This window comes from Acinetobacter sp. GSS19 (assembly GCF_028621895.1).
GTDB lineage: Bacteria > Pseudomonadota > Gammaproteobacteria > Pseudomonadales > Moraxellaceae > Acinetobacter.
On sequence record NZ_CP117520.1, the window covers coordinates 2,182,756 to 2,198,862 of the forward strand.

A 16,107-nucleotide genomic window follows, 5' to 3' on the forward strand; every position below is an offset into this window, starting at 1 on the left:
TTAATAAAAGCCCCAATTTTGGGGCTTTTATTTTTATGTAAACGCGAGTTTAATAAAACTCAACAGCCATGCTAAAAAAACTGAAGAATTGCAAAGAGTTATAATGCAAAAATTTAGAAATAGATTTGTAAATTCAACAACTTATTTTTATAGCTTTTTTTGGCATATTCGCTATCATATGGCCGAGTTAATCACTCAACCTCATTTATCATTTGAAAACCTGTTGCATCAAAACCAATAATGACAATCCAGGATTTGTTAGATTCAGAGACTAGGGAATAAAGCGTGAACTCTAAACTTGAAAACCAATTCAAAAAACGTGTAAACGGCAAAGTGGTCTTAATTACCGGCGCTTCTAGCGGTATTGGTCTGACAGTTGCACACAAACTTGCAGATGCGGGTGCCCATGTTCTTCTGGTTGCACGAACGGTCGAAACCTTAGAAGAAGTACAAAAAGAAATTGAAGCCAAAGGCGGTAAGGCCTCAATCTTTCCATGTGATCTTAATGAGATGGAGGCGATTGATGACACCTCCAAGCAAATCTTAGCCTCTGTCGACCATATTGATATTCTGATCAATAATGCCGGTCGTTCGATTCGTCGTGCGGTGCATGAATCCTTTGACCGCTTCCATGATTTTGAACGCACCATGCAGCTCAATTATTTTGGTGCTGTACGTCTGGTCATGAACATCTTGCCGCAAATGATGGCACGTCGTGACGGCCATATTATCAATATCAGCTCGATTGGTGTTTTAGCCAATGCGACCCGCTTCTCGGCTTATGTGGCTTCTAAAGCCGCACTTGATGCCTTTAGCCGCTGTCTGGCTGCTGAGGTGCACTCGCATAAGATTGCGATTACTTCGATCTATATGCCTTTGGTGCGCACCCCAATGATTGCACCGACTAAAATTTATAAATACGTTCCGACTCTTTCGACCGAGCAAGCAGCTGATCTGGTCGCCTACGCCATTGTGAAACGTCCAAAGAAAATTGCCACCCATCTGGGCTACTTGGCATCATTGACCTATTCGATTGCACCTGATGTCAACAATAAACTGATGTCGATTGGCTTTAACCTATTCCCAAGTTCAAGTGCATCCGTAGGTAAGCAGGAAAAGCTTAATTGGGTACAAAAAGCGTATGCACGCCTGTTCCCGGGTGAGCACTGGTAATCAATGATTGACTAAAATAAACCGCCGCAAGGCGGTTTTTTACTATCTCAACTTCAGGTATAAATCTACCTCCAACCCTTTCGTATATGTATATAACGACTACCAGATTAAAAGAAAAATTAAAGGCCTTTCCGCAATGACCAACCTGATTCTACTTTTGATGTTTTTGGGCTTAGTCCTGAGTTTTTTTGGCTTTCTATTCAGTACTTTTTATTTTCACGACAAATTACCCGATCATAAAATCCTGCTGGTCGCACTGTTCTTCACCTTACCCGGGATCCTCATTTTCACGACAGCCAATCATTACAGAAAAACCATTCCCCTGATTATTTCTGAAGGCTGTGGCACAGTCCAACAGTACAAACAGTATTCCATCAAAGGAACGCGTTACGAGCGTCTGGAAATTGTGATGGATCACTCAGGTTACCAGTATTCCTTTGCTTTTGACCCCAAGCTAACTCGGTTCCAGGAAAAACAGCATGTCTGTTTTAAATTTTATGATCGTTTTAAAAACAAGGGCATGGCGAATTCCAAACTCATAGAAATACGATCCTCTACTAAAGACCCTCAACAGCCCAGATAGTCACACTGTATGGCGTAAACACTTTCTCTTTCCATTAAAAAAACCTCCCGCAGGAGGTTTTTTATTTAAGAATTAAAACTTACTTGGAACCTTTAATCCCAGCTTGTAACAATAACGCACCTAAACCACCAATTTTGTTTTCTTGTGGTTTTGCTGCCGGTTTTTGGCGTTGTGGACGTTCAATTTGGCCGTCTTTACGCGCTGCCTGTTGTGGACGTTTATTTTGTGGCTTACGTTCACCACGTTGCTCGTTGTCGCGACGTGGCTGACGCGGCGCTTTTGCCGGTGTCTCAGAACCTTCAGGACGCATACTCAAATTGACACGGTTACGTTCAGCATCAACCTGAATCACACGTACCTGTACGATTTGGCCCGGTTTCACCACTTTGTGCGGATCAGCGACAAATTCATTCGCCAACTCAGAGATATGCACCAAACCATCCTGATGCACACCCACATCAACAAAAGCACCGAAGTTGGTCACATTGGTCACTACGCCTTCTAGCATCATACCTTCATTCAGATGTGCCACTTCGGTAATATCTTCACGGAATTTAGCCGTACGGAACTCAGGACGTGGATCACGGCCCGGTTTTTCCAGTTCAGAAAGCACATCCTGAATAGTTGGTAGACCAAATTGCTCATCGACAAAGTCTTCAGCCTTCACCTGACGGATAATTTCAGTGTTGCCAATGATGTCTTTCACCGTTGTACCTTTCGCGGCCACAATCTTTTCAACCAGTCCATAACTTTCAGGATGCACAGCAGAGGCATCTAAAGGTTCAGCACCATTTTGAATACGCAAGAAACCGGCTGCCTGTTCAAAGGTACGCTCACCCAAACGTGGCACTTTTTTCAATTCCTGACGCTGCTCAAAACGGCCATGTTCTTTACGGTAATCCACGATTTGCTGTGCGATCGCTTTATTCAAACCGGCGATATAACCCAAAATCGCTGAAGAAGCCGTGTTGACATCAACACCCACGGCGTTCACACAGTCTTCAACGACTGCATCTAGCGTTTTCACCAAACCTGCCTGATTCACATCGTGCTGATACTGCCCCACGCCGATAGATTTCGGATCAATTTTAACCAATTCAGCCAATGGATCTTGCAAACGGCGTGCAATCGATACCGCACCACGAATCGAAACATCCAGTTCCGGTAATTCTTGTGAAGCCAATTCACTTGCAGAATAAACTGAAGCACCAGCTTCACTCACCGTAATACGCGTCAATTTCAGGTCAGCATTCTGTGCCATCATCTCAGCCACAACAGCTTCAGTTTCACGGCTTGCCGTGCCATTGCCAATCGCTATCAATTCGACATTAAACTCGCGACACAAACGTGCCAACTCGGTAATCGAACCCTCTTTGTCTTCTTTCGGTGCAAATGGGTAAATGGTGCTATGTGCCATCACATCACCGGATGCATTGACCACTGCAAGCTTCACGCCGGTACGGATGCCCGGGTCAACCCCTAAGGTACAACGTGCACCTGCTGGCGCAGACAAGAGTAAATGACGTAGATTTTCAGCAAACACCTGCATCGCTTCCGCTTCCGCTGCGAGGCGTTTTTCAGTCAGTAAAGAGTGTTCAATCTGAGGACGCACTTTACCGAGCCAGAACAATTTTGCAGTTTGCTTGAGGAAATCCTGACGGGCTTGTGGCTGAACCGACTCTAACTGATATTCAGCTTCAATACGTGCCAGTGCTGGCTCATTTTCGCCATCCACTTTCAAACCAAGTACATTCTCCTGACGACCACGCAACATCGCCAATAAACGATGTGATGCCACCTTGTTCAGGCTCTCAGAAAAGTCAAAATAATCACGGAATTTTTTACCGACTTCTTTTTTCTCTTCAGAAGCAACCGTACTTTTTAACACGGCAGTCTTGGCAAAACTGGCTTTCAATTCGGTAGTTAGCGCAATATTTTGTGCCCAGTCATCAATCAGAATATGCTGAATGGCATCAAGCTGGCTGTCGAGATCAGGATAGTCTTCATGGCTAAATTCAGCCAAAGCTGCGCTTGGCTCAACATTTTCCTGAAAAATCCGTTCAGCAATTGGTCCTAATCCAGCTTCTTTGGCTTTAAAGGATTTGCTGGTACGTTTTGGACGATACGGCGCGTAAATTTCTTCTAGTGCATTTTTGGTTTCTGCAGCAAGCACTCGTGCTAATAAATCATCGCTTAATTTATTTTGTTCTTTCAGTGATTCGATTACTTTCTCACGACGTTCAATCAAATCACGTAAATACGATAAACGCGTATCTAATTGGCGTAATTGCGTATCGTCTAAACCCTGGGTCACTTCTTTACGGTAACGGGCAATAAAAGGAACACTGGCACCTTCATCGATTAAACGAATGGCAGCTTCTACTTGATTTGGACGTACGGCAAGCTCACTTGCCAACTGCTGAACTAAGTCAGTCATCGTGTTAGATTCCACAAGGATAAATACTAAAAGCTGTGATTATAAAGACCGAGACCATAAAATCCACAATTGTTTTTGCTTAATTTAGTGCACTGAAATCCCGGCTGAAGACAGACTTTCACGCTTTTTGTCTAAATTGAACACAAAAGCCAACTGAATCACCAAAAATCTATTCCATCCTAAGACTTTAACCTGTATATATTTAGTATCTAGCGCTTGATTTTACATGCAATATTTGTTGCTTTAGAACATGGTAAAAGTATTCAGATCAATCGTATACTGATCTTATAGATACTGAATTGAATACGATCACAATAAAGAATAAAAGGAGCACATCATGAGTTTAGTTGTACCTGCAGAACACACCGATGCCGTACATACCGAAACTGATCGCGTCGAACGCATTCTCGTTGTCGATGATGATGTGCGTTTGCGTACCCTGCTACAACGCTTTTTAGAAGACAAAGGCTTTGTGGTGAAAACCGCACACGATGCGACGCAAATGGACCGTTTACTACAACGTGAACTGTTCTCCCTGATTGTGCTTGACTTCATGTTACCCGTTGAAGATGGCTTGAGTATTTGTCGCCGTCTACGCCAGTCCAATATTGATACTCCAATTATCATGCTCACTGCACGTGGTAGTGATTCAGATCGTATTGCCGGGTTAGAAGCAGGTGCCGATGATTACCTGCCAAAACCATTCAACCCGAATGAATTGTTAGCCCGTATTCGTGCTGTGTTACGCCGTCAGATCCGTGAAGTACCCGGTGCACCGAGCCAGCAAATGGAAGTGGTGAATTTTGGCCCATGGGCACTGGATTTATCGACTCGCACCTTAACCCGCGAAGGTCAGGTCGTAACACTTACCACGGGCGAATTTGCCGTATTAAAAGCACTGGTTCAGCACCCACGTGAACCTCTCACCCGCGATAAACTGATGAATTTGGCTCGGGGTCGTGAATGGGGCGCGATGGAACGTTCAATTGACGTACAAGTATCCCGTCTGCGCCGTTTGATTGAAGAGAATCCGGCACGTGCCCGCTATATTCAAACGGTATGGGGTGTAGGCTATGTGTTTGTTCCAGATGGTGCTGAATAACGCCAGATTTGCTTTCTAATCACAATACCCAGCACAGGAACCACCTGGCGTGAAACTTGACCCGATTGATCCACAAGAACTGCTTGAAATTAACAGTTATATCCAGCGTAAACGCACACCTTGGGAGCGTTTCATGGATAAGATCAAACCGCGGTCAGCTGCCATGCGAACCACGGTGCTGGTCGGTTTTACCGTCGCATTCAGCCTAATCATGTCACTGTGGTTTTTCTGGCGAACCTTATATTTACCTGAAATCCAACAACATGCCCGCTATTTGGCCATGGAACTGGAAATGGTGAATAACCCCGAATTACGCATTTATCACGGTCAGGCTGAACTGGATATTGATGTTTGGTTGAAAAACCGGATGGGCATTGAATATGTCACCAATCCCAAAGAATATCCGAATGTTCGCGACAAGGTGATTGCGGAATTCTTTACCAATCACATTGAAAAAGCCTTAGCCAAAGAGTTAAAAGTCAAAGAAGTCAGCGACGTTACCGTCTACTTCCAGTTTAAGCCCAGTCCCCGCATCTGGATTCAAACTCCAGAAATGCAAGGTAACTGGGTACGTGAACCCCTCAATACCTATGCCAACTATAGTCCAGAACTGGTATTCGGTTGGTTACTCGGCGTGCCGCTCATTTCCTCGATTATTATTCTCACTTTAGTCCGCCAGCTGAACCGACCTTTACGCCGTTTACAGAATGCAGCCAACAGTTACAGTAAAACCGGTAAAGCCCCTTATCTGGAAATTAATCACGGCCCACTGGAAATCCGTCAGGTCAACCAGGCTTTTAATCACATGATTTATACCCTGGAACAGATCGAACGCGACCGACGCATCATGCTGGCCGGGATTTCTCATGATTTACGCACCCCACTCACCCGCATTCGCTTGACCGCAGAGATGCTGCCTGATGATTTCTTCCGTGAAGGACTGATTTACGATGTCGATGATATGGATGCAATTCTCAATCAGTTCATTTCCTATATGCGGGATGGCTCGGATGAAGAACTCAGTGAAACCAATATCAATACCTTGCTGCAAGAGCTGGTGGTACAGTTCAAACCACTGGACATTCGCTTTCATCCTGAAGATCTACCGATTATCCCGGCCCGCAGTTTGTCACTGAAACGCCTGATCGGTAATTTAATCAATAACTCCAAGCGTTATGGTGCAGAGCCAATTGAACTCAGTGCCAAAGTTGCCGATGAGCATATTTTAATTAGTGTGGCCGATCATGGACCCGGTATTCCAGAGGATCAAATTCAGGATTTGATGCAACCGTTTGTCCGTGGCAATGCTGCGCGGACGGTGCAAGGCAGTGGCTTGGGCTTGGCGATTGTGAAACGTATTGTCGACATTCATCAAGGTGAACTGCTGATTCATAATCGCGAACAAGGTGGATTAGAGGCAATTATTGCCCTGCCTTTAACACAAGCCAAATCGGATGAAAACCCTCCAGCGACACCACTGGAAAAAATCAAACAAACTTTGAGCGAACATTTTTAATAAATTGGCGATACTTTAATCAAATAATTCCATTTATTGAATGTTTAACAAATAATTTAATACTTAAAATCAATAAGTTGACACCTATTAATTTTTTTTATACCCACATTTCATGAAAAAATTAGACCTTAGCCTAACACAGATGCACAATTTAATTTTTGAGCGTTACAATCCCTAAAGATTGACGCAAAATTTGAGAGCAAATCATGTCTTTAGAACGTATTCGTTTAGCGAGCCTACATAACAAGGTAGTTAGTGCAGAACAGGCTGCTGCTTTAATCCAAGACGGTATGACTGTCGGGATGAGTGGTTTTACCCGCGCGGGTGAAGCCAAAGCCGTTCCATTGGCTCTTATTGAGCGCGCTAAAACCAACCCACTTAAAATCTCTTTGATTACCGGCGCAAGCTTGGGTAACGATCTAGACAAAAAAATGACAGAAGTTGGCCTACTGTCACGCCGTATGCCATTCCAAGTGGACAATACCTTACGTAAAGCCATCAACCAAGGCGAAGTAATGTTTATTGATCAGCACTTGTCTGAAACTGTTGAACAAATGCGTGCTGGCCAGCTTAAACGTCCAGAAATTGCAGTGATTGAAGCCGTTGCCATTACTGAAACAGGCAGCATCATTCCAACGACTTCTGTGGGTAACTCTGCAAGCTTTGCTGAATATGCAGATCAAGTGATTATTGAAATCAACACTGCGATCAGCCCAGAATTTGAAGGCGTGCATGACATCTATCTACCAAAAGCACGTCCAAACCGCGATCCAATTCCATTGACCTATACTGAACAGCGTATCGGTACACTCGGGATTGAAATAGATCCAGCAAAAATTGCTGCAATCGTTTTCAATGATACGCTGCTCGACTCTCCATCGAACGTGACGGATCCAGATGAAGAAACTCAAGCAATTGCAGATCACCTGATCGCCTTCTTTGAAAAAGAAGTAGAGGCAGGCCGTTTACCGAAGAACCTTGCACCTTTACAAGCAGGTATCGGTTCAATTGCGAATGCAGTATTGACAGGTTTCAAACACTCAAGCTTTGAAAACCTCGTAATGTATTCTGAAGTACTACAAGACTGTACTTTTGAATTGATTGATGCAGGCAAAATGACCTTTGCATCAGGCTGTTCAATGACGTTGTCTGAAAAGTGCGGTAACCGCGTATTTGGCAACTTGGCAAAATACAAAGACAAATTTGTCCTTCGTCCGCAAGAAATTTCAAACATTCCAGAAATCGTGCGTCGTTTAGGCATCATCGGTATCAATACTGCGCTTGAATTTGACATCTACGGTAACGTGAACTCAACTCACGTTTGCGGTACACACATGATGAACGGTATTGGTGGTTCAGGTGACTTCGCACGTAACGCGAACATTGCCATTTTTGTGACTAAATCAATTGCGAAAGGTGGTGCGATTTCCTCTGTTGTTCCAATGGCATCACACGTGGATCACGCGAACCACGACGTTGATATCTTGGTGACTGAACAAGGTCTTGCAGATCTTCGTGGTCTAGCTCCACGTGAGCGTGCACGCGCTATTATCGACAACTGTGTACACCCATCTTATAAAGACGCGTTAAATGACTACTTCGAACGCGCATGTGAACAAGGTGGTCAAACCCCTCACGTGTTAGAAGAAGCGCTTTCTTGGCACGTAAACTTCAAAAAAACTGGCAAAATGCTTGTCAATGAAGTTGAAACCGCTTAATTGAAAGCAATAAAAAAACGCCCGAAAGGGCGTTTTTTTATTGCAAGTTAAATCCGGTCATCTATGGCTGACCGTATAAACAGAACCAGTCAGACTGGTTAAGCCACAACATAATGCAATAACCAAAGCAGTAAACGCACTCCTACTAAAATGACTGCTGCATAAGCATGCAAAATCAAATAGGCAAAACTAATCCAGCCACCCGCTCCATTTACCTCGCGGCCCTGATATTCGCAGAAGAGCACAAATGCTACAGCAAAGATTTCCATCACGATGGTCGTATTCAGTACCCAGTGCCAAGGAAAATGTAATAGCCACACCCAAGCGATAAACAACAAAGCAACGGGAAGCAAAATTTTACTGAGCTGCAGCAAGACGTATAGCTCCCTGCCCGATTTATTCTGCATCTGTTTTACCCTATCCAATCTTATTACGTGATCTGTATCGAAATGGATGTCATCAATGCAATCTGATGACCCATCAACCCCTTATAATATGTAACTCTATCTACCTGATATTAAAAAACCCAGCAGATGCTGGGTTTTTATTTTTAGCTGAAGAAGCTTAGAATTTCACACCATAGGAAACACCCAAGATGTTTTGATCCATAGTGAGGTTTGCTTCTCCACCACCAAACGCTGCTGGAATTGTGCCATGCACCGTTTTTTCCAAAGCATGCGTATATGCCACGCTGACTTCCTGCTTCTGATCAATATGCCAAGTTGCTCCAACACTTAAGTGCTGCTGCACCACACCCGGAGCCAAAATATTCAGGAAAGCCTGATCCCCTTGTACAGGTTGATCATTGTAGCTATAGCCTGTACGCAGGGTCAGTTTTGGTGAAGCCTGATAGGTTGCAGAAACTTTATAGACATTGATGTCATCCCAACCAAAGCCTGGGCCATTTTGGCCACCAAACTTCAATTCAGGATTTCCAGACATGACTAGAGCAGCATTAAAATCGTTTCCAACAGATTTCACATCGGAATAGTTAATGCGCTGATAATCTGCTGCAACCGACAAAGCTGGAGTCACCTGATAATTTAAACCGACACCATAGTTTTCTGGCACATCAAAATCACCCTGTTCAGCAAACAAACCTGCATACTTTTTAAAGCGGCTCGCATCAATTTTTGAAGCATACGTCGCGCCTAGCGTCAGTTGATCATTCACTTTAGCCGACCAGCCAATACGTGCACCAACACCCGTTGAATCATCATGACTGCCATTACTTAATTTGGTTGAATCATTAGAAACACTACCAAAAACAAATCCATCAAAGCCTTTCGCCTGGAAACGCTGATACAGGATATTGGCAGCCAAAGCTAAAGATTGATTCTCCGCATATTCCCAAGAAATCGCAGGTGAAACAAACAGCTGGTTCAGGTTTATTCCTGCACTTCCCGTATTGCCAAAAGCAGCATAAGGATTGTTTTTATAGTTGGTATTCATCCCGCCATTACCATATACCGCAATACCGGCAGCCAACTGATCATTGATCGGATGACTATAACCAAATTCCGGAATCAGGAAATATTTACGGCTGTTACCGTCATACTGGCCATTTGCACTACCAAACCCGATTCCAGTATTCCCCACTATTTCCGCTTCACGGTCCGGTGCAAACAAGGTCACACCCGCATCAAGACGGGATCCAACCCAGCTCAGTCCCGCAGGGTTACTGGCAATAGTTAAACTATCCTGAAAGTTCGCGATTGAAGTGCCTGCATTCCCCTGAGATTTCACACTATAGGCATGCATGAAATAACCAGTGGTAGCAAATGCAGATGATGAAAAGAGTGGAGCAATCACAGCAGCCGACAGCAATGGTACAAGACGTTTCATGGGAATATAGCTTCAACAAAAACAATATATGCAGCAGTATATTGAATGATGTTATTCCTGTATTCGAATATAAATTAATATATTTATTCTAATTTTGAATATAGAAAAGTTCATTCAGCTTTATAAATGCCCCAACCGCAACAAGATAGGAAAATGCACCTGAATTTTTTTCTGCAAATCATGATCTTGCAATTGATTCAATAATAGGTCGACCGGATTCTGCTGATGGCGGCGTTGAAAATGCTGTACAGCGGACCAGGTGTTTAAATAGGCAATCAGTTGAGCAACACTCCATTCAAAGTGCATATTCAGCTCTGGTGCCGGATATTCCTGAAATGGGAAGGGAATCGTACGATAGCCTTCATTAATATAGTGCCGTTCAGCGTCCCAATAGCCTTTCAAAATTCCCTTGTACAACTCATCAATAAACTGGTTGATGCGCTGCTGATCGGTACGAATCAAGCCATAACCTATCACGGCAAGCAGCCCTGCCGGTTTTAACGTACGTCGTACCTCAGCATAAAATTTTTCAAAGTCGAACCAATGGATCGCCTGAGCCACGCTAATCAGATCAAAATGCTGTGCAGGAAAATCAGTCTGTTCGGCAGACTGCACGGAATACTGTACATTTTCCAGAATCGGTGCCTGCGCCAACTGTTTCGCACTGATATCAGTCGCCATCACCTGCTGAAAATGCGGTGCCAGCAATTGAGTCAATTGTCCAGAACCTGCTCCACAGTCCCAAACACACTGTTGTGCAGGTACATAAGGCAACAGTTGTTTGAGCAATTCAGCTGGATAAATTGGACGTGCCTGCTGGTATAAAGCACTTTGCGCTGAAAACAGATCCTTCATTATTATTCTATTCAATCCATGATTTTTTCTAATATAACTGAAAGCCTAGCAAAGCAAAATATGCTCATCACAGGCATAAAAAAAGCCCCAAACTAATGTTTGGGGCTTTTTGAATATGGTGGCGTGAGGCAGGATCGAACTGCCGACACACGGATTTTCAATCCGTTGCTCTACCGACTGAGCTATCGCGCCGATGGGGTGTATTAAGCCGTATCTGCTCTGATTAGTCAACAGAAATTCTGCATTTTTTCGCTAAGAGAATATTTTTTACCCAAAAAAAATCCCTGATGGGATCAGGGATTGAAACTTTGACAAAGTTTTGAATATGGTGGCGTGAGGCAGGATCGAACTGCCGACACACGGATTTTCAATCCGTTGCTCTACCGACTGAGCTATCGCGCCGATGTGGGCGTATTAAACAGTTTAAATACAATTGAGTCAAGCACAGATGCATCAAAATGTTTCAACCGCCTATTTTTAAATCAAAATATCCATAATTTAAGCAACTCAGCATTTAAAACGCTGCTCAATTATGCCTGAATGACTTTAAGAGATTAAATTTTCTCTAAATGTGCTAGACAACGATGAATCGCCCCACAGCCTGGTTCAAATACTTTGACACCTTTGGCCTCTTCCATACGGCAAACTTCACTGACCAAACGTTCTGCCACGCCACGACCACGATTAGCTGGATGCACGACAATATATTCCAGACGGCGGCTTTCGCCCTGTCCGCTACACCAGATTGCGCCAATGATTTTTGTGTTAAATTCTGCCGTGTAAACTAGGGTATACTGGGCAAGATGTTGTTCAAGCTGTTGCAGGGCATCTTGACCGTCGCCAAATTCAGGGCTGGTATCATACAGTCGCTCAAGCTGGCTGCGAACTTCGGCATTTTCTAGTGAAGTATAAGCATGTACGGTTATAGGCATTGATTAACCCTCCTGAGCAATCTATGATGCTGTCACATTCGTCACAGCGAACTTTACATCAATCATTTTTGACGTTTTTTGAGGAACGTGTCTATGACGCAACGTATCAGTGAAGTGGTAAGAAATACCAACGAAACCAAAATTCGAGTTCGTGTCAACCTCGATGGTACGGGTCAAGGCACTCTAAATACAGGTGTTCCCTTTTTAGATCATATGATTGATCAAATCAAGCGACATGGCTTGTTTGACATTGATATTCATTGCGATGGCGACTTAGAAATCGATGATCACCACACGGTTGAAGATTGTGGCATTACCTTGGGTCAGGCTTTTGCTCAAGCGCTCGGTGACAAAAAAGGCATCCGTCGCTATGGCCATTTCTATGCACCACTGGATGAATCTTTATCACGTGTAGTCGTTGATATTTCAGGTCGTCCGGGCCTGTTTATGGATATTCCATTTACCCGTGCACGCATTGGTACTTTTGATGTTGACCTGTTCTCCGAATTTTTCCAGGGCTTTGTCAATCACGCCTTGATGACTTTGCACATCGACAACCTGAAAGGCAAGAACAGTCACCACCAGATCGAGTCAACCTTTAAAGCTTTTGCTCGTGCACTACGTATGGCTTGTGAACTCGATCCACGCGCTGCGGGTACCATTGCTTCAACCAAAGGTAGCTTGTAATGACCCGGATTGCGCTTCTTGACTATGGCATGGGAAATCTGCACTCTGCCGCAAAAGCATTGGAATATGTCGGTGCAACAGTAGATGTCACCAATGATCCAAAATTGATTGCCCAGGCCGATAAAATTGTCTTCCCGGGTGTCGGAGCGATACGCGACTGTATGCAGGGTATGCATGAAGCTGGGATTGATGAAGTCGTGCGTCAAGCGGCATTCAATAAACCGGTACTGGCGATTTGTGTCGGCATGCAGGCCTTGATGCAACGTTCAGAAGAAAATGATGGCGTGGATGCTTTGGGGATTTTTGCAGGTCAAGTAAAACGCTTCCCGGAAATTCCGCATCTCAAAGTGCCGCATATGGGTTGGAATCAGGTGCATCAGATCGACCCAAGCCATCCGATGTGGAAAAACATTGAACAGGACGCACGTTTCTACTTTGTGCACAGTTATTATGTCGAGCCACAAGACCCGGCGATTGTGGCAGCAACCTGTGATTATGGGCTGAATTTCTGCACCGCAATCCACAAAGAGAACCTGTTTGCGACTCAGTTCCACCCAGAGAAAAGTCATACGGCCGGTTTGCAGTTACTGAAAAACTTTGTGGAATGGGATATCTAATCCGATAAAATCAAGCCTAGTCAATCTAGGCTTTATTTTTGTCTATTTAAAGTGTTCAATTCGTTATCCCTCTATAGCGTAAATTATGATGGATCCACTTTCTCTTACGACTTTCCCCAGCGTAGCAGAACGACGTTTGCTACCTGCTTTCGTCAATTTACCCAGAGATCAGATCCATCTGATTAATACTGCAGCACAATGTCGAGCCATTCAGGAACAACTCGATATCGTACACGTGTTCGGTTTTGATACAGAATCCAAGCCCACATTTAACGCCAATGAAAAATCGACTGGCCCACATTTACTACAACTGGCCACAGATCAACACGCTTACCTGTTTCAAGTTAATCCTGAGACCTTAGCCTTTCTGGCTCCCCTGCTCTCCAACCCCAAACAACTCAAAGTCGGCTTTGCCCTAAAAAGTGATGTCAGCTTATTGCGCAGTAAAGGGATTGAACTTGCTGGAACCGTCGATCTTTCAAAAAGTTTTCATGTTTTTGGCATCAAACAGCAGGTTGGGGCACAAAATGCGGTCGCTATTTTATTGCAGCAATATCTCCCCAAGTCCAAACACACCAAACTCAGCAACTGGTCCAAATTCCCACTCACCGAAGCCCAAATCGACTATGCTTGCGCCGATGCCTATGCCAGCCTGCGGATCTATGAGGAACTGAAACGTCGCAATCTGCTGACAACACCCAGAAAGGGCCGCTAAAACGGGTTCTCAACAGAAAAGCCCAACATCGAGGCTTAGCGATTGAACAATACTTTGTTAAGATTGCCACTAATTCAAGCTTGAAAAGATAAAGCCAGGAGCGAAAGCATGCTGATCATCCCTGCAATTGACCTGAAAGACGGTAAATGTGTACGTTTAAAACAAGGCCGTATGGAAGACGATACCGTATTTTCTGATGATCCGGTTGCCACAGCACAACATTGGGTCAATGAAGGCGCCCGCCGTCTGCATTTGGTCGACTTAAACGGTGCTTTTGCCGGTACGCCGATTCACAAGCCGGTGGTTGAAGCGATTGCCAAAGCTCAACCAGAATTGCCAATCCAAATTGGTGGCGGGATTCGCTCACTAGAGACTATCGAGCATTATCTGGATGCCGGTGTGACTTTCGTGATTATTGGCACCAAGGCTGTGAAAGAACCAGAATTCGTTGAAGAGGCTTGCAAAAAATTTGCTGGTCATATCATTGTGGGTATCGATGCCATGAACGGCATGGTAGCGACTGATGGCTGGGCCAATGTCACGGATGTGAAAGCCACTGAACTGGCAAAACGTTTTGCTGATGCAGGTGTATCAAGCATTGTCTACACGGATATTGCGCGTGATGGCATGATGCAAGGTGTCAACGTTGAGCAGACCGTACAACTGGCACAGTATTCTGGTCTTCCGGTGATTGCTTCAGGTGGTGTCACTAATCTGGATGATGTTCGCAATCTGAAAGGCAAACCGGGCATTCTGGGCGCCATCACCGGTCGTGCCATCTACGAGGGTACCCTCAACCTGCGTGATGCCCAAATCCTGCTAGATGAAGACAAAATCTAAAATCTTTTAATAAAAAAGAGGCAATTGCCTCTTTTTTATTGTCTCTTTTTCAGTACATCGGACGGTTTTCATTTAACGCTAGCAAGCCACGAATCACCCGGTAGATACTCCAGATCCAGGCCGCCACCATCACCATCCCACAGAGCAATGTTGAAATAACGAGCCCATTGGCAAGTGCAGTTAAATCCGTATCGGTGCGCCATAAAAACAGAAAAGGTACAAAGGCCAGGATATTCCATAATAGATACCACCAGAAGCTGCGGATCTGCCAGCGAAAGTGGCTGGCATAAATCGTGCCCTGTACGTCTGCACGTTTCAAATAATTGATGATAAGTGCGATAATCGCCAGCAGCCCCCCACTCAAGATGGCAAGCGCATACAGTACATACAAGGCCAAGGTCAGATTCTTATAGGCATTTTGTCCATCCATCATGCTCATGTACGATACTCCAATGGCTTAATTTTGAAACATATTGAATGGCGAAAGCCACCAACCCAGTAGCAGCAGATGCAACACAATCGTGGCAAAGTAAATCTGACGGAAAGGCTGTTTCTGGGTTTTATGCCTAAATTTCTGCTGAGCCAACCAGGCTGCCGGCCAGCCTCCCAAACTCGACAACACATGCAAGGTTTGCTCGGGTACACGTTGTTTCCCCTCGCGAGCTGCCTGTTTATCCTGAGCATACATCCAGTAACTGATCCCATTCGTCAATAGAATGCCGAGAAGAACCAGGCCTGCCAGATGACCACTCAGGCTGAGAATCCCCAGCGACAGCAGATAGGCCGTGATCACGATCTGCATTGGTTGCAGCTTTACCACTTTCTCTGGAACTGCCTGGATTTTACCTTGCAGATGACGCGCCTGAGCCGCGTTCAGATAACTGGCTTGCTGGGCACGACAACGACCTTGGCCGTCTAGTATCACCAGATATTCCAGAGCACAACCTACGATCGGACGTGGCCCAGGACGGGCAAAATCCTTGATATGCAGGAACACCTTGGCTTTGCTCGGGTCATTCGGCTGGATAAAGCCATAGCCCTTATCATCAAACCATTCCACCAGACGGCCTTGATCACGCATCAACAG

Annotated in this window: 16 protein-coding genes and 2 tRNA genes; 9 read left to right on the plus strand and 9 right to left on the minus strand. The window is 44.7% G+C overall.

Annotation, left to right across the window (positions count from 1 at the left end; translation table 11 throughout):
* Window positions 1–285: 285 nt before the first annotated feature.
* On the plus strand, window positions 286–1,173 hold the full coding sequence (locus PGW99_RS10465) for an SDR family NAD(P)-dependent oxidoreductase (RefSeq protein ID WP_273777624.1): 888 nt from the start codon (window positions 286–288) through the stop codon (window positions 1,171–1,173).
* Window positions 1,174–1,180: 7 nt separating this feature from the next.
* Window positions 1,181–1,756, plus strand: coding sequence for a hypothetical protein (locus PGW99_RS10470; RefSeq protein ID WP_273777625.1), 576 nt, complete (start codon window positions 1,181–1,183; stop codon window positions 1,754–1,756).
* 79 nt (window positions 1,757–1,835) lie between these two features.
* On the opposite strand, the gene PGW99_RS10475 is transcribed toward PGW99_RS10470, so the two are convergent.
* Complete coding sequence (locus tag PGW99_RS10475) at window positions 1,836–4,193, minus strand: Tex family protein (protein WP_273777626.1); 2,358 nt, start codon at window positions 4,191–4,193, stop codon at window positions 1,836–1,838.
* Between the two features lie 337 nt (window positions 4,194–4,530).
* Here PGW99_RS10475 and ompR point away from each other — a divergent pair, with 337 nt between their 5' ends.
* From ompR to PGW99_RS10490, 3 genes are all read left to right on the plus strand, one after another.
* Window positions 4,531–5,295: an osmolarity response regulator transcription factor OmpR gene (ompR, locus tag PGW99_RS10480; RefSeq protein ID WP_273777627.1), complete on the plus strand. Its 765-nt coding sequence runs from the start codon at window positions 4,531–4,533 to the stop codon at window positions 5,293–5,295.
* Window positions 5,296–5,344: 49 nt separating this feature from the next.
* Window positions 5,345–6,811, plus strand: a complete 1,467-nt coding sequence (locus tag PGW99_RS10485) for an ATP-binding protein (protein WP_273777628.1) — start codon at window positions 5,345–5,347, stop codon at window positions 6,809–6,811.
* 206 nt (window positions 6,812–7,017) lie between these two features.
* Window positions 7,018–8,529, plus strand: coding sequence for an acetyl-CoA hydrolase/transferase family protein (locus PGW99_RS10490; protein ID WP_273777629.1), 1,512 nt, complete (start codon window positions 7,018–7,020; stop codon window positions 8,527–8,529).
* Window positions 8,530–8,627: 98 nt separating this feature from the next.
* On the opposite strand, the gene PGW99_RS10495 is transcribed toward PGW99_RS10490, so the two are convergent.
* From PGW99_RS10495 to PGW99_RS10520, 6 genes are all read right to left on the minus strand, one after another.
* Complete coding sequence (locus PGW99_RS10495) at window positions 8,628–8,936, minus strand: hypothetical protein (RefSeq protein ID WP_273777630.1); 309 nt, start codon at window positions 8,934–8,936, stop codon at window positions 8,628–8,630.
* A 157-nt stretch (window positions 8,937–9,093) separates the two neighbouring features.
* Window positions 9,094–10,374, minus strand: coding sequence for an OmpP1/FadL family transporter (locus PGW99_RS10500; protein WP_273777631.1), 1,281 nt, complete (start codon window positions 10,372–10,374; stop codon window positions 9,094–9,096).
* Window positions 10,375–10,494: 120 nt separating this feature from the next.
* Window positions 10,495–11,229 carry a class I SAM-dependent methyltransferase gene (locus PGW99_RS10505; RefSeq protein ID WP_273777632.1) on the minus strand — a complete coding sequence of 245 codons (735 nt, stop codon included), beginning with the start codon at window positions 11,227–11,229 and terminating at the stop codon, window positions 10,495–10,497.
* A gap of 116 nt (window positions 11,230–11,345) precedes the next feature.
* A tRNA-Phe gene (locus PGW99_RS10510) sits at window positions 11,346–11,421 on the minus strand.
* A gap of 134 nt (window positions 11,422–11,555) precedes the next feature.
* Window positions 11,556–11,631, minus strand: a tRNA-Phe gene (locus PGW99_RS10515).
* A 152-nt stretch (window positions 11,632–11,783) separates the two neighbouring features.
* A complete protein-coding gene (locus tag PGW99_RS10520) occupies window positions 11,784–12,161 on the minus strand; it encodes a GNAT family N-acetyltransferase (RefSeq protein ID WP_273777633.1) in 378 nt (125 codons plus the stop codon).
* A gap of 93 nt (window positions 12,162–12,254) precedes the next feature.
* Between PGW99_RS10520 and hisB the strand changes: the two genes are divergently transcribed.
* From hisB to hisA, 4 genes are all read left to right on the plus strand, one after another.
* On the plus strand, window positions 12,255–12,848 hold the full coding sequence (gene hisB, locus PGW99_RS10525) for an imidazoleglycerol-phosphate dehydratase HisB (RefSeq protein ID WP_273777634.1): 594 nt from the start codon (window positions 12,255–12,257) through the stop codon (window positions 12,846–12,848).
* The gene (hisH, locus tag PGW99_RS10530; RefSeq protein ID WP_273777635.1) at window positions 12,848–13,465 is read left to right on the plus strand and encodes an imidazole glycerol phosphate synthase subunit HisH; all 618 of its coding nucleotides are present in this window, start codon (window positions 12,848–12,850) and stop codon (window positions 13,463–13,465) included. Before hisB ends, hisH begins: the two co-directional genes overlap by 1 nt.
* Window positions 13,466–13,553: 88 nt before the next feature.
* Window positions 13,554–14,180 (plus strand): 3'-5' exonuclease, encoded by a 627-nt coding sequence (locus tag PGW99_RS10535; protein WP_443098223.1) that lies wholly within the window; start codon window positions 13,554–13,556, stop codon window positions 14,178–14,180.
* 108 nt (window positions 14,181–14,288) lie between these two features.
* Complete coding sequence (hisA, locus tag PGW99_RS10540) at window positions 14,289–15,020, plus strand: 1-(5-phosphoribosyl)-5-[(5-phosphoribosylamino)methylideneamino]imidazole-4-carboxamide isomerase (RefSeq protein ID WP_273777637.1); 732 nt, start codon at window positions 14,289–14,291, stop codon at window positions 15,018–15,020.
* 49 nt (window positions 15,021–15,069) lie between these two features.
* Here the strand turns inward: hisA and PGW99_RS10545 are convergent, their stop codons facing one another.
* Together PGW99_RS10545 and PGW99_RS10550 are read right to left on the minus strand one after the other, a co-directional pair.
* On the minus strand, window positions 15,070–15,459 hold the full coding sequence (locus tag PGW99_RS10545; protein ID WP_273777638.1) for a DUF4870 family protein: 390 nt from the start codon (window positions 15,457–15,459) through the stop codon (window positions 15,070–15,072).
* Window positions 15,460–15,477: 18 nt separating this feature from the next.
* Entirely contained in the window at window positions 15,478–16,101 is a 624-nt protein-coding gene (locus PGW99_RS10550) for a DUF1294 domain-containing protein (RefSeq protein WP_273777639.1), read from the minus strand.
* Between the last annotated feature and the right edge of the window lie 6 nt (window positions 16,102–16,107).

Coding starts and splice junctions, on each gene's coding strand:
- PGW99_RS10475 (WP_273777626.1), bottom strand. CDS start 4,193: ATGACTGACTTAGTTCAGCAGTTGGCAAGTGAGCTTGCCGTACGTCCA.
- ompR (WP_273777627.1), top strand. CDS start 4,531: ATGAGTTTAGTTGTACCTGCAGAACACACCGATGCCGTACATACCGAA.
- PGW99_RS10490 (WP_273777629.1), top strand. CDS start 7,018: ATGTCTTTAGAACGTATTCGTTTAGCGAGCCTACATAACAAGGTAGTT.
- PGW99_RS10495 (WP_273777630.1), bottom strand. CDS start 8,936: ATGCAGAATAAATCGGGCAGGGAGCTATACGTCTTGCTGCAGCTCAGT.
- PGW99_RS10500 (WP_273777631.1), bottom strand. CDS start 10,374: ATGAAACGTCTTGTACCATTGCTGTCGGCTGCTGTGATTGCTCCACTC.
- PGW99_RS10505 (WP_273777632.1), bottom strand. CDS start 11,229: ATGAAGGATCTGTTTTCAGCGCAAAGTGCTTTATACCAGCAGGCACGT.
- PGW99_RS10520 (WP_273777633.1), bottom strand. CDS start 12,161: ATGCCTATAACCGTACATGCTTATACTTCACTAGAAAATGCCGAAGTT.
- hisB (WP_273777634.1), top strand. CDS start 12,255: ATGACGCAACGTATCAGTGAAGTGGTAAGAAATACCAACGAAACCAAA.
- hisH (WP_273777635.1), top strand. CDS start 12,848: ATGACCCGGATTGCGCTTCTTGACTATGGCATGGGAAATCTGCACTCT.
- PGW99_RS10535 (WP_443098223.1), top strand. CDS start 13,554: ATGGATCCACTTTCTCTTACGACTTTCCCCAGCGTAGCAGAACGACGT.
- hisA (WP_273777637.1), top strand. CDS start 14,289: ATGCTGATCATCCCTGCAATTGACCTGAAAGACGGTAAATGTGTACGT.
- PGW99_RS10545 (WP_273777638.1), bottom strand. CDS start 15,459: ATGAGCATGATGGATGGACAAAATGCCTATAAGAATCTGACCTTGGCC.
- PGW99_RS10550 (WP_273777639.1), bottom strand. CDS start 16,101: ATGCGTGATCAAGGCCGTCTGGTGGAATGGTTTGATGATAAGGGCTAT.